This window comes from Bradyrhizobium sp. SMVTL-02, assembly GCF_051853005.1.
Lineage (GTDB): Bacteria > Pseudomonadota > Alphaproteobacteria > Rhizobiales > Xanthobacteraceae > Bradyrhizobium.
The window spans coordinates 6,507,701-6,521,209 of record NZ_CP182469.1; the positions used below are offsets into that span (position 1 = coordinate 6,507,701).

Sequence of the window (13,509 nt, forward strand, 5' to 3'; positions counted from 1 at the left end):
GAAACGGTCCATCAAGGGCGAGCTGTATCTTATTACCAGCGTCAGGGCTCTCTTAGCTGCCCTTTCGATGAGACAAGTCTCGCGTTCAAGGCACATCCGCGGTCAAAGGCGCGCCCTGCGGCGCCATCGTAGCCCACGCGCCTCTGCCTGTTGCGCAGCGAGTTGCGCTATAGACTCTCCGGCGACACCGAGTACTAGCCTCGCTGCGCCGTCCAGTATCCGGAGCAACGATCCGCGCCCGAGTGGCCGCTCCACGTTCCCTGGCCGGTGTTCCCCTTCAACCGGCCGGAGCCCGACGCGTATTTCTCGTGCACGGTGACCGACGCGCGAACCCCGCCGGTTCTTCCGACATAGCCTCTGAACTTCACCAGGTTGGGATGGGTAATGATGCCCCCGGCTATGTTGACCGAAAAGTTATAGGTCGCGTCGCAAACCCCGCGCTGAGTGAAAAACGTCAGATTCCAGGAACCGTCGTAAGAGCTTCTGGCATCTGCTGCCGTGGCCGAAACGAAGCAAGCGCAGCCCAAAACTGCCGCTATCGCGAGCTGTTTCATGATCTCCCTCCAACTTCCTTCTGCGAGGTCCGCCTAAGCTAGGCTCCCCTTTCAACCTGCTTGCCCATGACACAGCGCCAGGCGGCGAGGCGTTCTGCGGGATGTTGCTTCATCCAGTCAGCGAGCTGCGGTGCGCCCATCAGGCAGGCCTGCATCGAGATGTCGGCAAATTCCGAGGTCGTGACGATCTGCTCGTGGCAGTTCGTCGGCGAGGAAAGGCTGCACAACACGGCGATGATCTTGATCATTGTCGGATACTCTCCGTTGCCCGGGAAGCTGCCGCCCTCGGATCATGAACTCCAGTCTAGGATGGCCGTCCGCAGAGTCTCAATTGAGCGCGGGTCTACGTCGCATGTCCGAAGGCGTCGCCGGGTGATACGAAGGCTTACACCTTCGGTTCACCTCACTCCTCTCTGCCCTCCCCGGCGTCAATCCGCGTGCTCCGCCCGATGCAGGGGCAATGGGGTCATGCTGCCCTCGAATGAATGAAGAGCTTCTCGATCTGCTTTTGCGCCTCGTTGATCGCTGCTCGCGCGGCATCCGGCCCCATATTGATCCCTTCGGCACGAATGATGGTCTGGTCGGTGATGCCGACGAAACCAAACACTCTGCACAGATAAGCTTCCTGGTGATCGAGAGCTGCCTCCAGAGGCGTGCCTGCGTACTTGCCACCACGGGAGGAGGCAATGATCACGCGCTTGCCCCCGGCTAGTCCGACAGCGCCGAGCTCGGTGTATTTGAACGTGCGCCCGGCCTGAGCGATTCGATCAATCCACGCCTTGAGCGGTGTCGGAAGGCTGAAATTGTACATGGGGGCCCCGATGACCAATCCATCGGCTGCGAGAAATTCATCGACCAGTTGTTCCGAAAGCGCCACCTCGGCGCGCTCTTCATTCGTCAGCCCGGTCATGTCGCGGGAGCGCATGGCCATCGCCACGCGGCCGGTCAGGTGTGCTGGCGGAGCGGCGGCCAGATCCCGGTAGTTGACGCGGAGTTTGGGCTCCGCGTTTCGCCAGGCTCCTACGATCGCGGCCGTCAGCTTGCGGGAGGTCGAAAATTCGCCAAGGGCGCTCGAGTCGATGTGCAGAAGCGTCGTCATGAGTCGTGTCTCCGCTCAGATGTAAAAAGGGCAGCCTCGCTGTCGGATGAGACATAGCGGTCGAACGACGTTGCCATTAGAGCCTTGGCATGGCACTTATCGTTCCATTAATGGAACGATGAGTGCCAGCTTGCACGATCTCAATGACCTGTATCTGTTCGCCAAGGTGGTCGAGCACGGCGGCTTTGCACCGGCGAGCCGGGTGCTCGGCATGCCCAAATCGACCCTGAGCCGACGCATATCGCTGCTCGAGCAGAGGCTCGGGATCCGTTTGCTTCACCGTTCAACCCGACGCTTCAGCGTCACCGACATCGGCCAGGCGTACCATCGGCATTGTCTCGCAATGGTGGAGGAGGCAGATGCGGCGCAGGAGATGGTCGAACGCGTGCAGGCCGAGCCCCAGGGGCTTATCCGGGTGAGCTGCCCGGTCATGCTCAGTCTGACGACCGTTGGACCTCTGGTGGCGCAGTTCGCGACGAAATATCCGCGTGTTCGTATCGATTACGAAGTCACTAACCGCCGCGTGGATGTCATCAACGAGCGCTTCGACGTGGCGCTCCGTGCCCGGCTGCCGCCGCTGGAGAGTTCGGACTTGGTCATGAAGATATTGGGAGAGAGCGCCCAGCTCCTCACAGGCAGCCCAGCGCTCCTCCAAAGGCTGGGGCGCCCGCAGGCGCCTGCCGACCTCACGCGTTTCGAGAGCTTGAGCTTCAACCTCGGCGCCGCCGAGCACCTATGGCAATTGACCGGGCCCGACGGCACGACGCAAGCGATAGCCCACAAGCCGCGATTGACGACCGATGACATGACGACGCTCCGGCAGGCAGCGCTTGGCGGCGCCGGCATCGTGCAATTGCCGGACTACTTTCTGGCGCAGGACATCGCAGACGGAAAGCTGGAGGTGCTACTCCCCGCCTGGTCGCCGCCGCGGGCCGTCATTCACGCGGTTTTCCCGTCCCGGCGCGGCCTGCTGCCGGCCGTCCGCACGTTTATTGATTTCCTCGCGGCTGAGATGGCGGCCTGACTTGCGATCTCCCGACTCGTAGCAATCAAATAAGTCTGCTCAACCATTCAATTTCGGCGAGCAGGCTAACGAGCTCCCCGGAAGCTTACGCGGCGGGTGCGCTAGGCAGCCTGTTCGGTTGGTTTGCCAGGCGCTCGCGTTCGGTGAGCGGGATGGTGAGCACCAGGGACGTCGTTTCATCATCGAACCAATGTCCAATTCGGCCGCACACGCCCTTGGCCAACTCGCGAGCAACGTCCAAGCCTCGCACCGTCCTCACCGATTCCGAGGCGTTGTCGGTGACCGTGCAATGAACCAGGTCGGCCTCGTGCGACAGCTCTATCTCGATCTTTCCACTCCTTCCGGCGAACCGTGCAGCCGCGCTTGCCAGAAGCTCGTTGACGATCAGCTCCAATTGCCAGCAGCGGTCGGATTGGAGCAGGAGGCTGTTGCCAGGGGTGGCCGCGTGTACTTCTATGGCCGTCAGTTCAAGACGTTCGGCCTCAGCGCCGACGCTGCGCAAATACTCCGTGGCATCGATCAGTCCGTTGTTGCGTGTCATAAGCTCGCGTCCAGGTTTGTAAAAAACGTCACGGCCCGTGTCGCCACGAGTTGCGGGCAAACGGAAGTGGTGCAGGCCCACGATCGGAGCGCAGCGGTCCGTCGCAGTTGGCTCCGACCTCATGGATCATCACACTCGCTGCGACTGTCGTGCGGAACTGACCTTCGTCGTTGTGAACGTGAATCTCCATTGCACCGAGATACTGTTTGCTAAGCGTTGGCTTAGCTCGCAGCGCGTCCCCCTCAACCTGTCCTGAGACACGCAGCAACGATTGGCGCGAGCAGAACGTTGAAAAGCCCAACCAGGACCATCACCAAGCCTGCGACAGAGCCTTCCTGCCGGCCGAACTCATTCGCCTTCGCGGTACCCGCCCCATGCGCCCCGACCCCGAGCAGCGCGCCGCGGCCAAGGCCGAGTATCCGGGAAACCAGCTCAGCAACAGTTCGCCAACGATTGCGCCGACGATCCCGGTCACGACGACGAATACAGCCGTCAGGTCTGGCGTGCCGCCGATCTCCCCGGAGATCGTCATGGCAAAGGGTGTACTGATCGAGCGCGGCAACAGACTGAGGCGAAGGTCACCATTCAAGCCCAGCAATGCGGCCAAGGCCCACGACGACACCATGGAAGTTGCCGTCCCCGCCAGCATGCCAAGAGCAAGAACGCGCCAATGACGCCTGACCAGTTGCCGCTGCTCATAAATAGGAACTGCGAAGGCCACGGTTGCTGGTCCGAGCAGAGCAACCAGCCAGTGCGTTTGGCGGATATACTCATGATAGCCGGTCCGGAGTAAGATGGCTGCGAGGATCAGCACGAGCGGTGTGACGGCAAGTGGTGCCAGCCACCAACGGGGCCAGCGCCGGTACACGGCCTTGACGCCGACATACGCAGCGACGGTCAGCGATGACCAGAACACTGCACTGGTCGCGGGATCTTTCCAGATCGTCATGAGCGAGCTCATCACTTCACGGCCTTCGACAGCTGAGGTCAACAGTGAGCCCGGTCACGCACATCACAACAAGAGTGCTGCACACAATAACAGCAAATACCTTGAGGCCGACGATTCCCATGAGCTCGCGATGGTCGAGCACGGCAAGAGCGGCCGGCACGAAGAACAGGACCATGTCTCTGATCAGCCATTCGGCGCCTCGCCGAACGCTGAGGATGCTGAGATGCTTCGTTGCAAGAAGCAGGAGCACGACCAGCATGCCGACGACGCCGCCGGGAACTGGAATGCGCGTCAGCATGACCAGGACCTGCCCGGCGAGCCAGAACGCCAGGACGAGCACCAGCTGGAGCGGACCATTGCGGTGAAGAAAACGCCGCAGGCGATCGACGGCTCCTTCATTGCCGCCAATGTAGGCCCGCTCGGATCATGTGAAAAATGAATTGTTCGACTTGTTTCTATTCTGCTATGGAATGTCATGGAGCTGAAAAACCTTCGTACCTTTGTCGAGGTCGTGCGCCAGGGCGGCTTTACCCAGGCCGCCAAGACGGTGTTTGCCACGCAATCAACCGTGAGCAAGGCAGTCAAACAGCTCGAGGACGAGATCGGCGTGCCCCTGCTCGACCGCATCGGCCATCGCAGCCAGCCGACCGCGGCCGGCCATATCGTGTACGAGCGGGCACTCAGGCTGCTGGCGGAACGCGATGATCTCATCGCCGAGCTCGGCGCCTTGCAGGGGCTGAAACGCGGCACGCTCCGCCTCGGGCTTCCGCCGATCGGCAGCAGTACGTTGTTCGCGCCCCTGTTTGCCGTCTATCGCAAGCGCTATCCAGGCATCGACATTCGCTTCGTCGAGCACGGCAGCGACCGCCTGGAGGAGCTCGTCCGCTCCGGCGAGATCGAGCTCGCCGCGTCGCTTCTCCCCGTATCTGATGAGTTCGATTGGCAGGATGTCCGGAACGAGCCGCTGAGCGTCCTCATGTCAGCCAGTCACCAGTTTGCAAACCGTCGCTCGCTCGACCTTCCTGCGCTGCGCAACCTGCCGTTCATTCTCTACGAGAGCGGGTTTGCACTGAACCGCATCATCATTGATGCGTGCCGGCGGCACGGCTTCGAACCCGCCATCGTTGCCCGTAGCAGCCAGATCGATTTCATCATCGAGCTCGCGGCGGCGAATCTCGGGATCGGCTTCATGCCGAGAATGATCGCGGAACAGCGCAAGAATGCCTTGGTCAAGCGCATCCTGCTATCGGAGCCGCATACCAACTGGCACATCGCCATGATCTGGCGTCGCGGTGCATTCTTATCCCATGCCGCGAAAGCTTGGCTGGAGCTTGTCGCGAAGCGCGGCACTCGGAGCGGAAGCAACCAAAATCGCCTGAATGTCGGTTGAAGAAGTCACCTTTCTGCGGCATCCGCGCTCGCAGCTTCGGCCTGCGGCGATCGGCGACTTAATCCTATCCCGTTGCCGAGATCTGGGCGAAGAACCGCTCGACGTCCGACTGAAGCATCGTCGCCTCTTTCGATAGATCGCTTGAAGTCACGAAGGCCTTCTCTGATGCCGCCGCTACAGCCGTCGACTGACTTGTCGCCTGCTCCGCATTCGCCGCAAGCATATTGGCTGCGCCTTGAAGAGAAGCCGCCGAGTGGCTCACAGTCGCAAGCGACCGGTCGACACGATTCCTGAAGCTCTCGATCGCGCTGTTCATCTCCTCGCGTCTTCGCTGCTCCGCCGGCAAAGCCTCCTGGTACACGGAAATGGCAACGTCTATATCCAACATCACGGCCGAGTTGATGGCCACGAGAACCTTGGCGAGGCGCGAAGGACTCCAGCGATATTTCTGACGGCAAGACAGGTAAGCTCCCCAAGCACCAAATTATACCCCCCCGATATACCACCGAGGCTCCAGGCCGATTTTGTTATGGGCCAGTCCGATGTTGCGGACACCGCGAATATGTTCTTCATCGAACCGTCCACTGAACAGACGGGCCCCAATGAGCGCCCTGGGCTCCCTTCAAACGAGGAATATCGTTTCCGATCATCCTCGCGAGCTGCGGCGTGGCGGCGGCGTGCTCATAGAACCGGTCGAGGATCGCCGGCAGATTGTGCTCCAGAACTCGCGCAGCAATTCAAATGTCTGGGAATCGATGCGCATAAAGCGCAACCGCGTCTCCCGCTCCTCCGTGACGTCGCGAAGCTCCAATCGACCAGTCTCAAGGCTCATATTGCAAAAGCTCCATCTGTACTCGGCGTCAAGCGGCGCGTACACCTGAAAGGAAGTTTGCTACTTCCGACTTCAGCCGTTCGGCTTCCGCAGAGAGCTGATTCGCCGAGGTCAGGACGCTATCCGAGATCGCCCCTGTTTCGGCTGCAGCTTTTTGCGCCGAAGATACATTTCCGGAAACTTCGCGCGAGCCAGCCGCGGCATGCTGGATATTACCTGCGATTTCTTGCGTCGCTGAGCCCTGCTCTTCGACAGCTGCGGCGACGGTCGCTGTGATTTCGTTCATGCGGGCTACGGTGCCGCCGATCCCCTCGATGGTGCTGACTGCGCTTCCGGTCATCGCTTCGATTTCGGCCACCATCGACTGGATTTCGTCCGTCGCTTTCGCGGTCTGTGTCGCCAGGGATTTGACCTCCGAAGCGACAACAGCGAAGCCCCGCCCGGCTTCCCCCGCACGTGCCGCCTCGATGGTAGCGTTGAGCGCAAGGAGGTTGGTTTGAGCGGCGATGCCGGTGATGAGCTCAACGATATCGCTGACCCGCTTGGCGGAGTTGGCGAGATTGGCCATGGTTGTATTCGCCCGAGCCGCCTCTGCGACTGCCCCCGCGGCAATCTGGGACGAATGAGCGACCTGGCGCGAAATCTCCTGTATCGACGAGGACAACTCCTCCGTCGCCGCAGCGACCATTCCTACATTGGAGCTGGTCTGGTCGGCGGCGACTGCCGCTGCGCTCGTCGCTTTGCTCGTGGTCTTCGCTGCGATCGCCATGGAGTTGGCAGAGGCTTCCATGCCGGTGGCCGCCGAGGCTATCCCGTCCGCGACCGCCTTGATCGATGCTTCAAAGCCGTCGGCAAGCTTTCGCATGGCCAGCTGACGGTCGCGTGCAGCGGCTTCCTTGAGCTGGTTCTGCTCGCCGGCGAGCCGCACTGCCTCCGCAGAGCGCTGCTTCAAAACCGCAATGGCTTGTGCAAGCGTGCCGACCTCGTCCTGCTGACTTGTGCCGGGCACGTCGACGGAGAGGTCGCCATCCGAGAGCCGGTGGGTGGCCTCGGCGAGCTTCAGGATCGGCCGGGTTGTGCGGCGGCCAATCCAGAGGGCTAGGCAGAACGAAACGAGAGCCAACGCAGCGACAATTCCGCCGATGCGTTGCGTGCTCGACCAAATGGCGGCCTCGACGGCGTCCAGATACACGCCCGAAGTGACGACCCAGTGCCACCCAGCAGTCAGCTTGTTGTAGGCGACTTTATCTATCGGAGGCGTGTTCGGTGCCGTCGGCCAGACATAGTAGACAAAGCCACCACCCCGCTGGGCGGCGGCGATCATTTCGCGGACGAATGCGACGCCATTAATATCTTTAACATCGGCCATTTGCCTGCCTTCCATCTCTCGAAACATGCCATTGGCAATCGAGAGGCCGTCCGCCTGCATGGCAGCGACGTATTCGCGCCCGTCGTAGCGCATGGCACGGATGGCATCCTTTGCAGCGGTCTGCGCTGCCTGCTCGCTCATCTCACCTCTTGCCGCCTTGCTCTCGTACATCTCAACGATCTTGGCCGCTGCTTCCGTGACCGAGCGAGCGCGCGCCCCACGCTCATAGCGGGTGATTTCGCCAGCCCGCCACGACGAGCGCTATCACGGCGAGCACCGGAAGAAGCAGAATTCGGGTGTTGATGCTTCGAGCAATTTTCAGCACATTTTTCTCCTGGAAACGGCGGTGCGAGACGGTATGCGCAGCTGGAGCTCCGAAGAGGCTGGATCACACGTGAACCCAGAGAGCGGCTCATCTCTTCAGAGGGTCCTGATCCGCTCATGGAGGCAGTTCAATGCCTCGAGCTGCTGATCCAGTCGGTGCAGGGTCTGGGCAAGAACCGCCCTATCGACGGACTCCGGCTGCTTCGAGACGTCCTGAATCAGCCTTGCAGTTGCCAACACTGCCCGAGACGCAGCGGCGAGCGCAGACGACGCCTTCGCTGCGACTGCCAGTCTGAAGACTGTCCCGTCCGCAGTCCCTCCTTCTGCGGAGATGCCCGGCGCGCTCATTTGCAGGTTGCCTGCTCGATAGGTGAATGACGTTCATTTGCCCCCGATTTCCCGAACGCCCCAGCCCTCGTGGCGTAATTAATCGACCGGTTCACCCTCACGCCATTTGATTAAGGAGACTTCTGCCGCAGTTGATCGATGTTAATTGCGGCCTTCCTCCTCGCCCCGAATTAACTGATCGCCTGGTATTGGCAGATTTGCTCCAATTCCCGGCGGTGCGATATCTCCAGGAACCCCGCTTCCAGTCGCAGCCAGCCGCGCGCCCGGAAAGTCGCGATGGTGCGGCTGACGTGCACCGGCGTCAGCCCGACGGTGTCCGCGATATGCTGCTGCAAGAATGGGAACGAATAGCGTTCGCTTCGATCAGGACTCCACTTTCGCAGCCGAGAAGTGGAATGCAGCAAGAACCAGGCGACGCGCTCCTCGGCCGACTTCTGCGCAATCGCGGTCAGAAGCCGATTGGCTTCGCGAAGCCGCTCGCCCAGCAATTCGGAGATCACGATCGCGAGTTGAGGCTCCCGGACGATGCGATCCTTGATCGCGGCCATGGAAAAGATGCCGAATTGAACGTCGGTCAAGGCGCGCGCGGAGGACTCGCCTTGCTGGCCGAGGATGTCACCCGGAAACAGCATGTCTCCCGCTGAAAGAAAAGCCAGGATTTGCCGGCGCCCCCTACTCAACGGCAGATATTCGAAGGCCCACCCTTCGCAGACCACGATGACTTCGTCCACGCGCGGCTTTGCGAGCGAGACGATTTGGCCTTTTCGCGCCACCTTGAAGTGTTTGCCTAAATTCCCGCGAGCAACGCCACTTTCGAGGGCCATTGCAGCACCGCAGAAACCTTGACCTCTGTTCGGGCAAGTGACGCAGAGATCGGCGTTCATGCTAAGAGAAAACAGGCCACACTGCGCCCGCGGTTTCCGCCGGCGGATGAAGGATCGTGCTAGATTGCTAGGGACGAGCCGGGACCAATAGAACGATATTGCGAGCGTTGTGACGATTATTGCGATTTGACCGACGAACGAACCACTCCTGGCGTAATTCCCAAGATCCGCTTGAAGGCGCGGGTCATATGCGATTGGTCGCTGAAGCCGCAGGCAACGGCGACTTCCGAGAGTGGCAAAGGCGATTCGCGGATCATTTCGACCGCGCGATCGAGGCGCTTTCTGATAACGAACTGGTAAGGGCTGAGGCCGAACGACGCCTTGAAACAACGAATGAAATGGTACTCGCTGATGCCCGCCTCACGTGCAAGCTGCTCCAGCTCGAAGTCCCGAGACAGGTGCGTTTCGATGAAACCGAGCGCCCGCCGTTTCTGGGCCGCGGTCAGTTGCCAGGCCGGCTTCGTTTCTTCTCTGCGATCGTGATGATAGTCCCGGAGCAAGCGAACTGACATCGCTTGCGCAAGCGTGTCGATGAGCAGCGTACCACCAGTTGACGGGGCTCGCAGTTCATCAATCATCATGTCCGCAAGCGCGAGTAGCTTGCCGTCATCGACCTCGAGAGCATCCTTCGCGATCAGTCGCCGGTAATCCCGTTCGAACGCGCGGGCGCATGTCTCGCTGAGAAGCCCGCTCGAAAGGTAGAGGTGCGACACCTCGATCGGCTGATCCCATTCCCAACGCGAAGGCGTTCCCGCGCCGAGGATCGAAATCGTCCGCGGGCGAACCAGCGCACCTTGCCAACCGGCTTCGCAACGCCGGCGCATGCGAGACTGCCCATGGCGATAGATGACGATGAGAAGGCTATCGATCGCAGGTCCCTCAACGAGCAAGGGCCCGTAGCGAAACTCCCGAAAGACCACGCGCCGCCGCGGATCCCCATTGTCGGACTCAGCAAGAATTTCACCTGGGGCGTAGAGCGGCACCTGCTCGGGGTTTATCGGGGGCGACGCGGCCGGTCGCAACCGCTCCTGATTGTAAAAGCTCCTCATGCTCATTGCACTTTCGCCGACAGGTCCGTTCAACCGGGAGACCGCTTCACTGACCGGTGCAACCTCAGCAATCCGCTGCGGGCATCGATCGAGACTACACATCATTTTCGATTACGGCTGATTGAATGGCAATCGCGCAAATGCGCGGTACGCGCCGTCGCGTCGGCGGGAGAACGGAATAGGGGCGACCCCAAAAAAAATCCAGAGAGGTACGTGGTTACGCTGCGAATTTGATGCAGGTTAAGCAGTTCGCTGTTCTCAAGTGGCGAGCGCGAGCGGCTATTCGTTCCATGTCGGCCCGATCTCGATCAAACTGCTCGATATCCGTATCTTCGGCTGCCTGGCTTGGACTCGTCGGTTTGCAAGCAGGCAGTTTCGACGACGCTGGCATGCGACAGGGTATCGAATGATCTGGGATGAGCTCAGGGCGGCTTTCAAGCACGGGGTCAGAGAAGAGACAGTCGATCGGATATTACAGGTGCTGAACGAGGAGCTCGAGCTTCGAAGCCGCGCGGAAGCCGATCTGCGACTGAGCGAGGCCAAATTCCGCAGTGCCGTGATCGCCAGCCCAGACGCCGTGATCGTGGTCAACAAGGCGGCTTCCATCGAGTTCGCAAGCGAACGTGTGTTCGACGTCTTCGGCTATGCATCTGCAGAACTGCTGGGAAAGCCGCTCAATGTCCTGATTCCGGATCGGTTCTGGATCAGTCACCTGGAGAACGTCGACCGGTTCTTTGCCAGTCCGCGGACGCGAATGATGGGCGCTGGGGTTGCTCTGTGCGGGCGCCGCAAGGACGCAACGGAATTCCCGGCCGAGATCAGCATCAGCCCGATCGAATTCGCCGGCACGACCTCGGTCGTGGCCGCGATCAGAGATGTCACCGAGCGCAAGGCGATGGAAGCTCAGCTGCAGCAGGCGCAGAAGATGGAGGCGCTCGGTCAGCTGACCGGCGGCGTGGCGCACGACTTCAACAACATCTTGACTGTGATCACCGGCACCATCGACGTTCTCGCACGGGCCGTCGCGGATCGGCCCGATCTGCTGGCGATCACGAGGCTGATCGATGAAGCCGCGGAACGGGGCGCCGGGCTGACGAAGCATCTTCTTGCCTTCGCCCGCAAGCAGCCGCTCCAGCCGCGGGACATCGATGCCAATGCGCTGGTGCGGGAGGCAGGAAAGCTCATTGGTCCCACCCTTGGTGAGCGAATCATCATCAGCATGAGACTGGCGGAGGAGGCCTGGATCGTGCGCGCCGATGCCGATCAGCTCACGACGGCACTATTGAACCTCGCGTTCAACGCGCGCGACGCCATGCCGAATGGTGGCAAGCTGATGTTTGAGACGCACAATATCTCGCTCGACCAGCGAGACGTTGGCGCGCATGGTGATGTGGTGGCCGGCGAGTATCTCATGATCGCCGTTCGCGACACCGGGGTCGGCATAGCTGCTCATCTTCTGGAACGAGTCTTCGATCCGTTCTTCACCACCAAGGAGGTCGGCAAGGGGACCGGCCTCGGGTTGAGCATGGTGTTTGGCTTCGTCAAGCAGTCGGGCGGGCACATCACAATTCATAGCGAGGAAGGTCACGGTACAACCGTCAGGATCTGTCTCCCGCGAAGCACAGCAAGGCCGACAGCCTCATAGGTCGTTCGCGGCAGGCCGGGATTCGCAAGAGATTCGGCCTCGATTCTCCGAGTATCGCAAGATCTCGCACCTGGCCTTGGGAGGGATGGGCCGGGTTGGATTCAGCGCTGCCATTGCCGCCCAGGGCTCGCCATGCTGTTCTCGAGCGCAACCAGCAGCTCACCCGCGCCTTGTCCTTGATCGCGAGCTTGAGCACCCGCCACATTCGTGCTGGCGTGATGCGGGCGTCGATGAAGTCGCCCGGAAGATCCGGTCCCCATTGATAGAGACCGCCGCGGTCCATCAAGTGATAGCCCGCCGGCTGCGCCGCGTCGAACAGATCGCCATCGGCGTAGGGCTCGTGTTTTCTGGCCGCAGGGGTCGCGCAAATAGTCGAAGATCTGGCCGTCGGCGAGACACATGACGTCGGACGGAAGGAAACCCAACGTGTCCATGTACCAGCGTACGCTGCGGTTGAAGTCGGGTGTCTCCAGGACGAGGTGACCGAGCTTGGTGACCTGCGGCGGCTCGAGCTTCGGGCGGCGGCCTTTCCGTTCGCAGCGGCGATCACCGAGGGCCATGAGAGCGCAGCTGGCGCGGGAACGATTTCCTTGCCCGGCCTCACTCCTCTCGCATTGCCGCTGAGACCATCTGACGTTCGATCACGGATCGAGTGTTAGGACTTCCGATCGGCCCTTGTGGCCATTGCTGAGAGGCTCGCGCGCCTGTATCATTGATACATTCCCTCGTGCGCAACAGCGATTAGGCAAGTCGAGGAATTTCATGGATTTACCGGGAACGTTGGTAGCGGGGGAGGGACTCGAACCCCCGACCCCAGGATTATGATTCCCGTGCTCTAACCAGCTGAGCTACCCCGCCACAGGGATCGCGAACGGCGGAACGGCCGATCTCGCGAACGCGCGGCATATAAGGAAGGGGGCGGCGGGAAGTCAAGCAAAGTGGCAGCGATTGAGGGGTGATTTCACTGGCTAAATCGCCCGTTTAGGGCGGGGCTCGTCCGTTTTTGCGGAGAGTCCCCTCGCCCGGAGTCCGCGCCTTTGTGCGGATTCCGGCTTCTCCGCGCGCGGGGAATCGAAGGGAGATCGGAGTCCGCCTACGGCAGGGCTTCGGCGGGACAAGCTATTTCGGCCTCACATTCGGGTCGCCGCCGGGGCTGCCGGGGGGCGGGATGACCGGGGTGTTGCTGCCGGTGTCGGGGGCCGGGGCGTGCATGTCGGGGTCGACGCCGGCGGGCGGGCAGAGCACGCCTTCGGATTTGGCCAGCCTGTCGCCGAGCGGTTCCCGGGACTGGCCGGTGGTGGTGCCATCGGGTGAGCGGTTCGGGCGGTCCTGCGGCGTGCAGTTGGCCGCATGTTGCGGGGATGGCGGCGCTGTCGCTTGCGGCGGCGTCGCAGGGGCGGGCGGGGCCTGCGCGATCGCACCGCCGGAGGCGGCGATCAGCAGGCTTGCCAGAATGATGTTTGATGTGGTGCGCATGGGAGGAAAACGCGCCGGCCTTGGC

General features: G+C 61.3%; 14 protein-coding genes, 1 tRNA gene and 3 pseudogenes. 4 read left to right on the forward strand and 14 right to left on the reverse strand.

From position 1 onward, the window contains the following. Positions 1 to 194: 194 nt before the first annotated feature. From ACNJYB_RS31040 to ACNJYB_RS31050, 3 genes are all read right to left on the reverse strand, one after another. Positions 195 to 554, reverse strand: a complete 360-nt coding sequence (locus ACNJYB_RS31040) for a hypothetical protein (RefSeq protein WP_439370347.1) — start codon at positions 552 to 554, stop codon at positions 195 to 197. Positions 555 to 592: 38 nt separating this feature from the next. Next, positions 593 to 802 carry a hypothetical protein gene (locus ACNJYB_RS31045; RefSeq protein ID WP_439370348.1) on the reverse strand — a complete coding sequence of 70 codons (210 nt, stop codon included), beginning with the start codon at positions 800 to 802 and terminating at the stop codon, positions 593 to 595. A gap of 218 nt (positions 803 to 1,020) precedes the next feature. Further along, the gene (locus ACNJYB_RS31050; protein ID WP_439370349.1) at positions 1,021 to 1,653 is read right to left on the reverse strand and encodes an FMN-dependent NADH-azoreductase; all 633 of its coding nucleotides are present in this window, start codon (positions 1,651 to 1,653) and stop codon (positions 1,021 to 1,023) included. Positions 1,654 to 1,783: 130 nt separating this feature from the next. Here ACNJYB_RS31050 and ACNJYB_RS31055 point away from each other — a divergent pair, with 130 nt between their 5' ends. Beyond that, positions 1,784 to 2,677, forward strand: coding sequence for a LysR substrate-binding domain-containing protein (locus ACNJYB_RS31055; protein ID WP_439370350.1), 894 nt, complete (start codon positions 1,784 to 1,786; stop codon positions 2,675 to 2,677). A gap of 85 nt (positions 2,678 to 2,762) precedes the next feature. Here the strand turns inward: ACNJYB_RS31055 and ACNJYB_RS31060 are convergent, their stop codons facing one another. The 3 genes and pseudogenes from ACNJYB_RS31060 to ACNJYB_RS31070 all read right to left on the reverse strand — a co-directional run bounded on the left by ACNJYB_RS31060 (position 2,763) and on the right by ACNJYB_RS31070 (position 4,576). Continuing rightward, positions 2,763 to 3,218 carry an ATP-binding protein gene (locus tag ACNJYB_RS31060; protein ID WP_439370351.1) on the reverse strand — a complete coding sequence of 152 codons (456 nt, stop codon included), beginning with the start codon at positions 3,216 to 3,218 and terminating at the stop codon, positions 2,763 to 2,765. A gap of 242 nt (positions 3,219 to 3,460) precedes the next feature. Continuing rightward, positions 3,461 to 4,179: pseudogene (locus ACNJYB_RS31065) on the reverse strand (LrgB family protein). 4 nt (positions 4,180 to 4,183) lie between these two features. After that, the gene (locus ACNJYB_RS31070; RefSeq protein WP_439375686.1) at positions 4,184 to 4,576 is read right to left on the reverse strand and encodes a CidA/LrgA family protein; all 393 of its coding nucleotides are present in this window, start codon (positions 4,574 to 4,576) and stop codon (positions 4,184 to 4,186) included. 66 nt (positions 4,577 to 4,642) lie between these two features. On the opposite strand from ACNJYB_RS31070, the gene ACNJYB_RS31075 reads away from it, so the two are divergent. After that, positions 4,643 to 5,557 (forward strand): LysR family transcriptional regulator, encoded by a 915-nt coding sequence (locus ACNJYB_RS31075; RefSeq protein WP_439370352.1) that lies wholly within the window; start codon positions 4,643 to 4,645, stop codon positions 5,555 to 5,557. A 64-nt stretch (positions 5,558 to 5,621) separates the two neighbouring features. Here ACNJYB_RS31075 and ACNJYB_RS31080 read toward each other — a convergent pair whose 3' ends face one another. The 6 genes from ACNJYB_RS31080 to ACNJYB_RS31105 form a co-directional block, all read right to left on the reverse strand. Then, positions 5,622 to 5,966, reverse strand: a complete 345-nt coding sequence (locus ACNJYB_RS31080; protein ID WP_439370353.1) for a hypothetical protein — start codon at positions 5,964 to 5,966, stop codon at positions 5,622 to 5,624. A 75-nt stretch (positions 5,967 to 6,041) separates the two neighbouring features. Then, on the reverse strand, positions 6,042 to 6,161 hold the full coding sequence (locus ACNJYB_RS31085; RefSeq protein WP_439375687.1) for a protoglobin domain-containing protein: 120 nt from the start codon (positions 6,159 to 6,161) through the stop codon (positions 6,042 to 6,044). After that, complete coding sequence (locus tag ACNJYB_RS31090) at positions 6,127 to 6,294, reverse strand: protoglobin domain-containing protein (protein WP_439375688.1); 168 nt, start codon at positions 6,292 to 6,294, stop codon at positions 6,127 to 6,129. The genes ACNJYB_RS31085 and ACNJYB_RS31090 overlap by 35 nt, the downstream gene beginning before the upstream one ends. Positions 6,295 to 6,417: 123 nt before the next feature. After that, complete coding sequence (locus tag ACNJYB_RS31095; RefSeq protein WP_439370354.1) at positions 6,418 to 7,929, reverse strand: methyl-accepting chemotaxis protein; 1,512 nt, start codon at positions 7,927 to 7,929, stop codon at positions 6,418 to 6,420. A 671-nt stretch (positions 7,930 to 8,600) separates the two neighbouring features. Then, positions 8,601 to 9,254 carry a Crp/Fnr family transcriptional regulator gene (locus ACNJYB_RS31100; RefSeq protein WP_439370355.1) on the reverse strand — a complete coding sequence of 218 codons (654 nt, stop codon included), beginning with the start codon at positions 9,252 to 9,254 and terminating at the stop codon, positions 8,601 to 8,603. Positions 9,255 to 9,430: 176 nt separating this feature from the next. Continuing rightward, a complete protein-coding gene (locus ACNJYB_RS31105; protein ID WP_439370356.1) occupies positions 9,431 to 10,369 on the reverse strand; it encodes a helix-turn-helix domain-containing protein in 939 nt (312 codons plus the stop codon). A gap of 400 nt (positions 10,370 to 10,769) precedes the next feature. Between ACNJYB_RS31105 and ACNJYB_RS31110 the strand changes: the two are divergent. Beyond that, positions 10,770 to 11,213, forward strand: a pseudogene (locus ACNJYB_RS31110) (PAS domain S-box protein); the annotation flags it as partial. Positions 11,214 to 11,234: 21 nt separating this feature from the next. Then, positions 11,235 to 11,987: pseudogene (locus ACNJYB_RS31115) on the forward strand (ATP-binding protein); the annotation flags it as partial. A gap of 802 nt (positions 11,988 to 12,789) precedes the next feature. Here ACNJYB_RS31115 and ACNJYB_RS31120 read toward each other — a convergent pair. After that, a tRNA-Met gene (locus ACNJYB_RS31120) sits at positions 12,790 to 12,866 on the reverse strand. A gap of 261 nt (positions 12,867 to 13,127) precedes the next feature. Then, a complete protein-coding gene (locus ACNJYB_RS31125) occupies positions 13,128 to 13,484 on the reverse strand; it encodes a hypothetical protein (RefSeq protein WP_439370357.1) in 357 nt (118 codons plus the stop codon). Positions 13,485 to 13,509 lie beyond the last annotated feature (25 nt).

Coding starts and splice junctions, on each gene's coding strand:
- ACNJYB_RS31040 (WP_439370347.1), bottom strand. CDS start 554: ATGAAACAGCTCGCGATAGCGGCAGTTTTGGGCTGCGCTTGCTTCGTT.
- ACNJYB_RS31045 (WP_439370348.1), bottom strand. CDS start 802: ATGATCAAGATCATCGCCGTGTTGTGCAGCCTTTCCTCGCCGACGAAC.
- ACNJYB_RS31050 (WP_439370349.1), bottom strand. CDS start 1,653: ATGACGACGCTTCTGCACATCGACTCGAGCGCCCTTGGCGAATTTTCG.
- ACNJYB_RS31060 (WP_439370351.1), bottom strand. CDS start 3,218: ATGACACGCAACAACGGACTGATCGATGCCACGGAGTATTTGCGCAGC.
- ACNJYB_RS31075 (WP_439370352.1), top strand. CDS start 4,643: ATGGAGCTGAAAAACCTTCGTACCTTTGTCGAGGTCGTGCGCCAGGGC.
- ACNJYB_RS31095 (WP_439370354.1), bottom strand. CDS start 7,929: ATGTACGAGAGCAAGGCGGCAAGAGGTGAGATGAGCGAGCAGGCAGCG.
- ACNJYB_RS31100 (WP_439370355.1), bottom strand. CDS start 9,254: ATGGCCCTCGAAAGTGGCGTTGCTCGCGGGAATTTAGGCAAACACTTC.
- ACNJYB_RS31105 (WP_439370356.1), bottom strand. CDS start 10,369: ATGAGCATGAGGAGCTTTTACAATCAGGAGCGGTTGCGACCGGCCGCG.
- ACNJYB_RS31125 (WP_439370357.1), bottom strand. CDS start 13,484: ATGCGCACCACATCAAACATCATTCTGGCAAGCCTGCTGATCGCCGCC.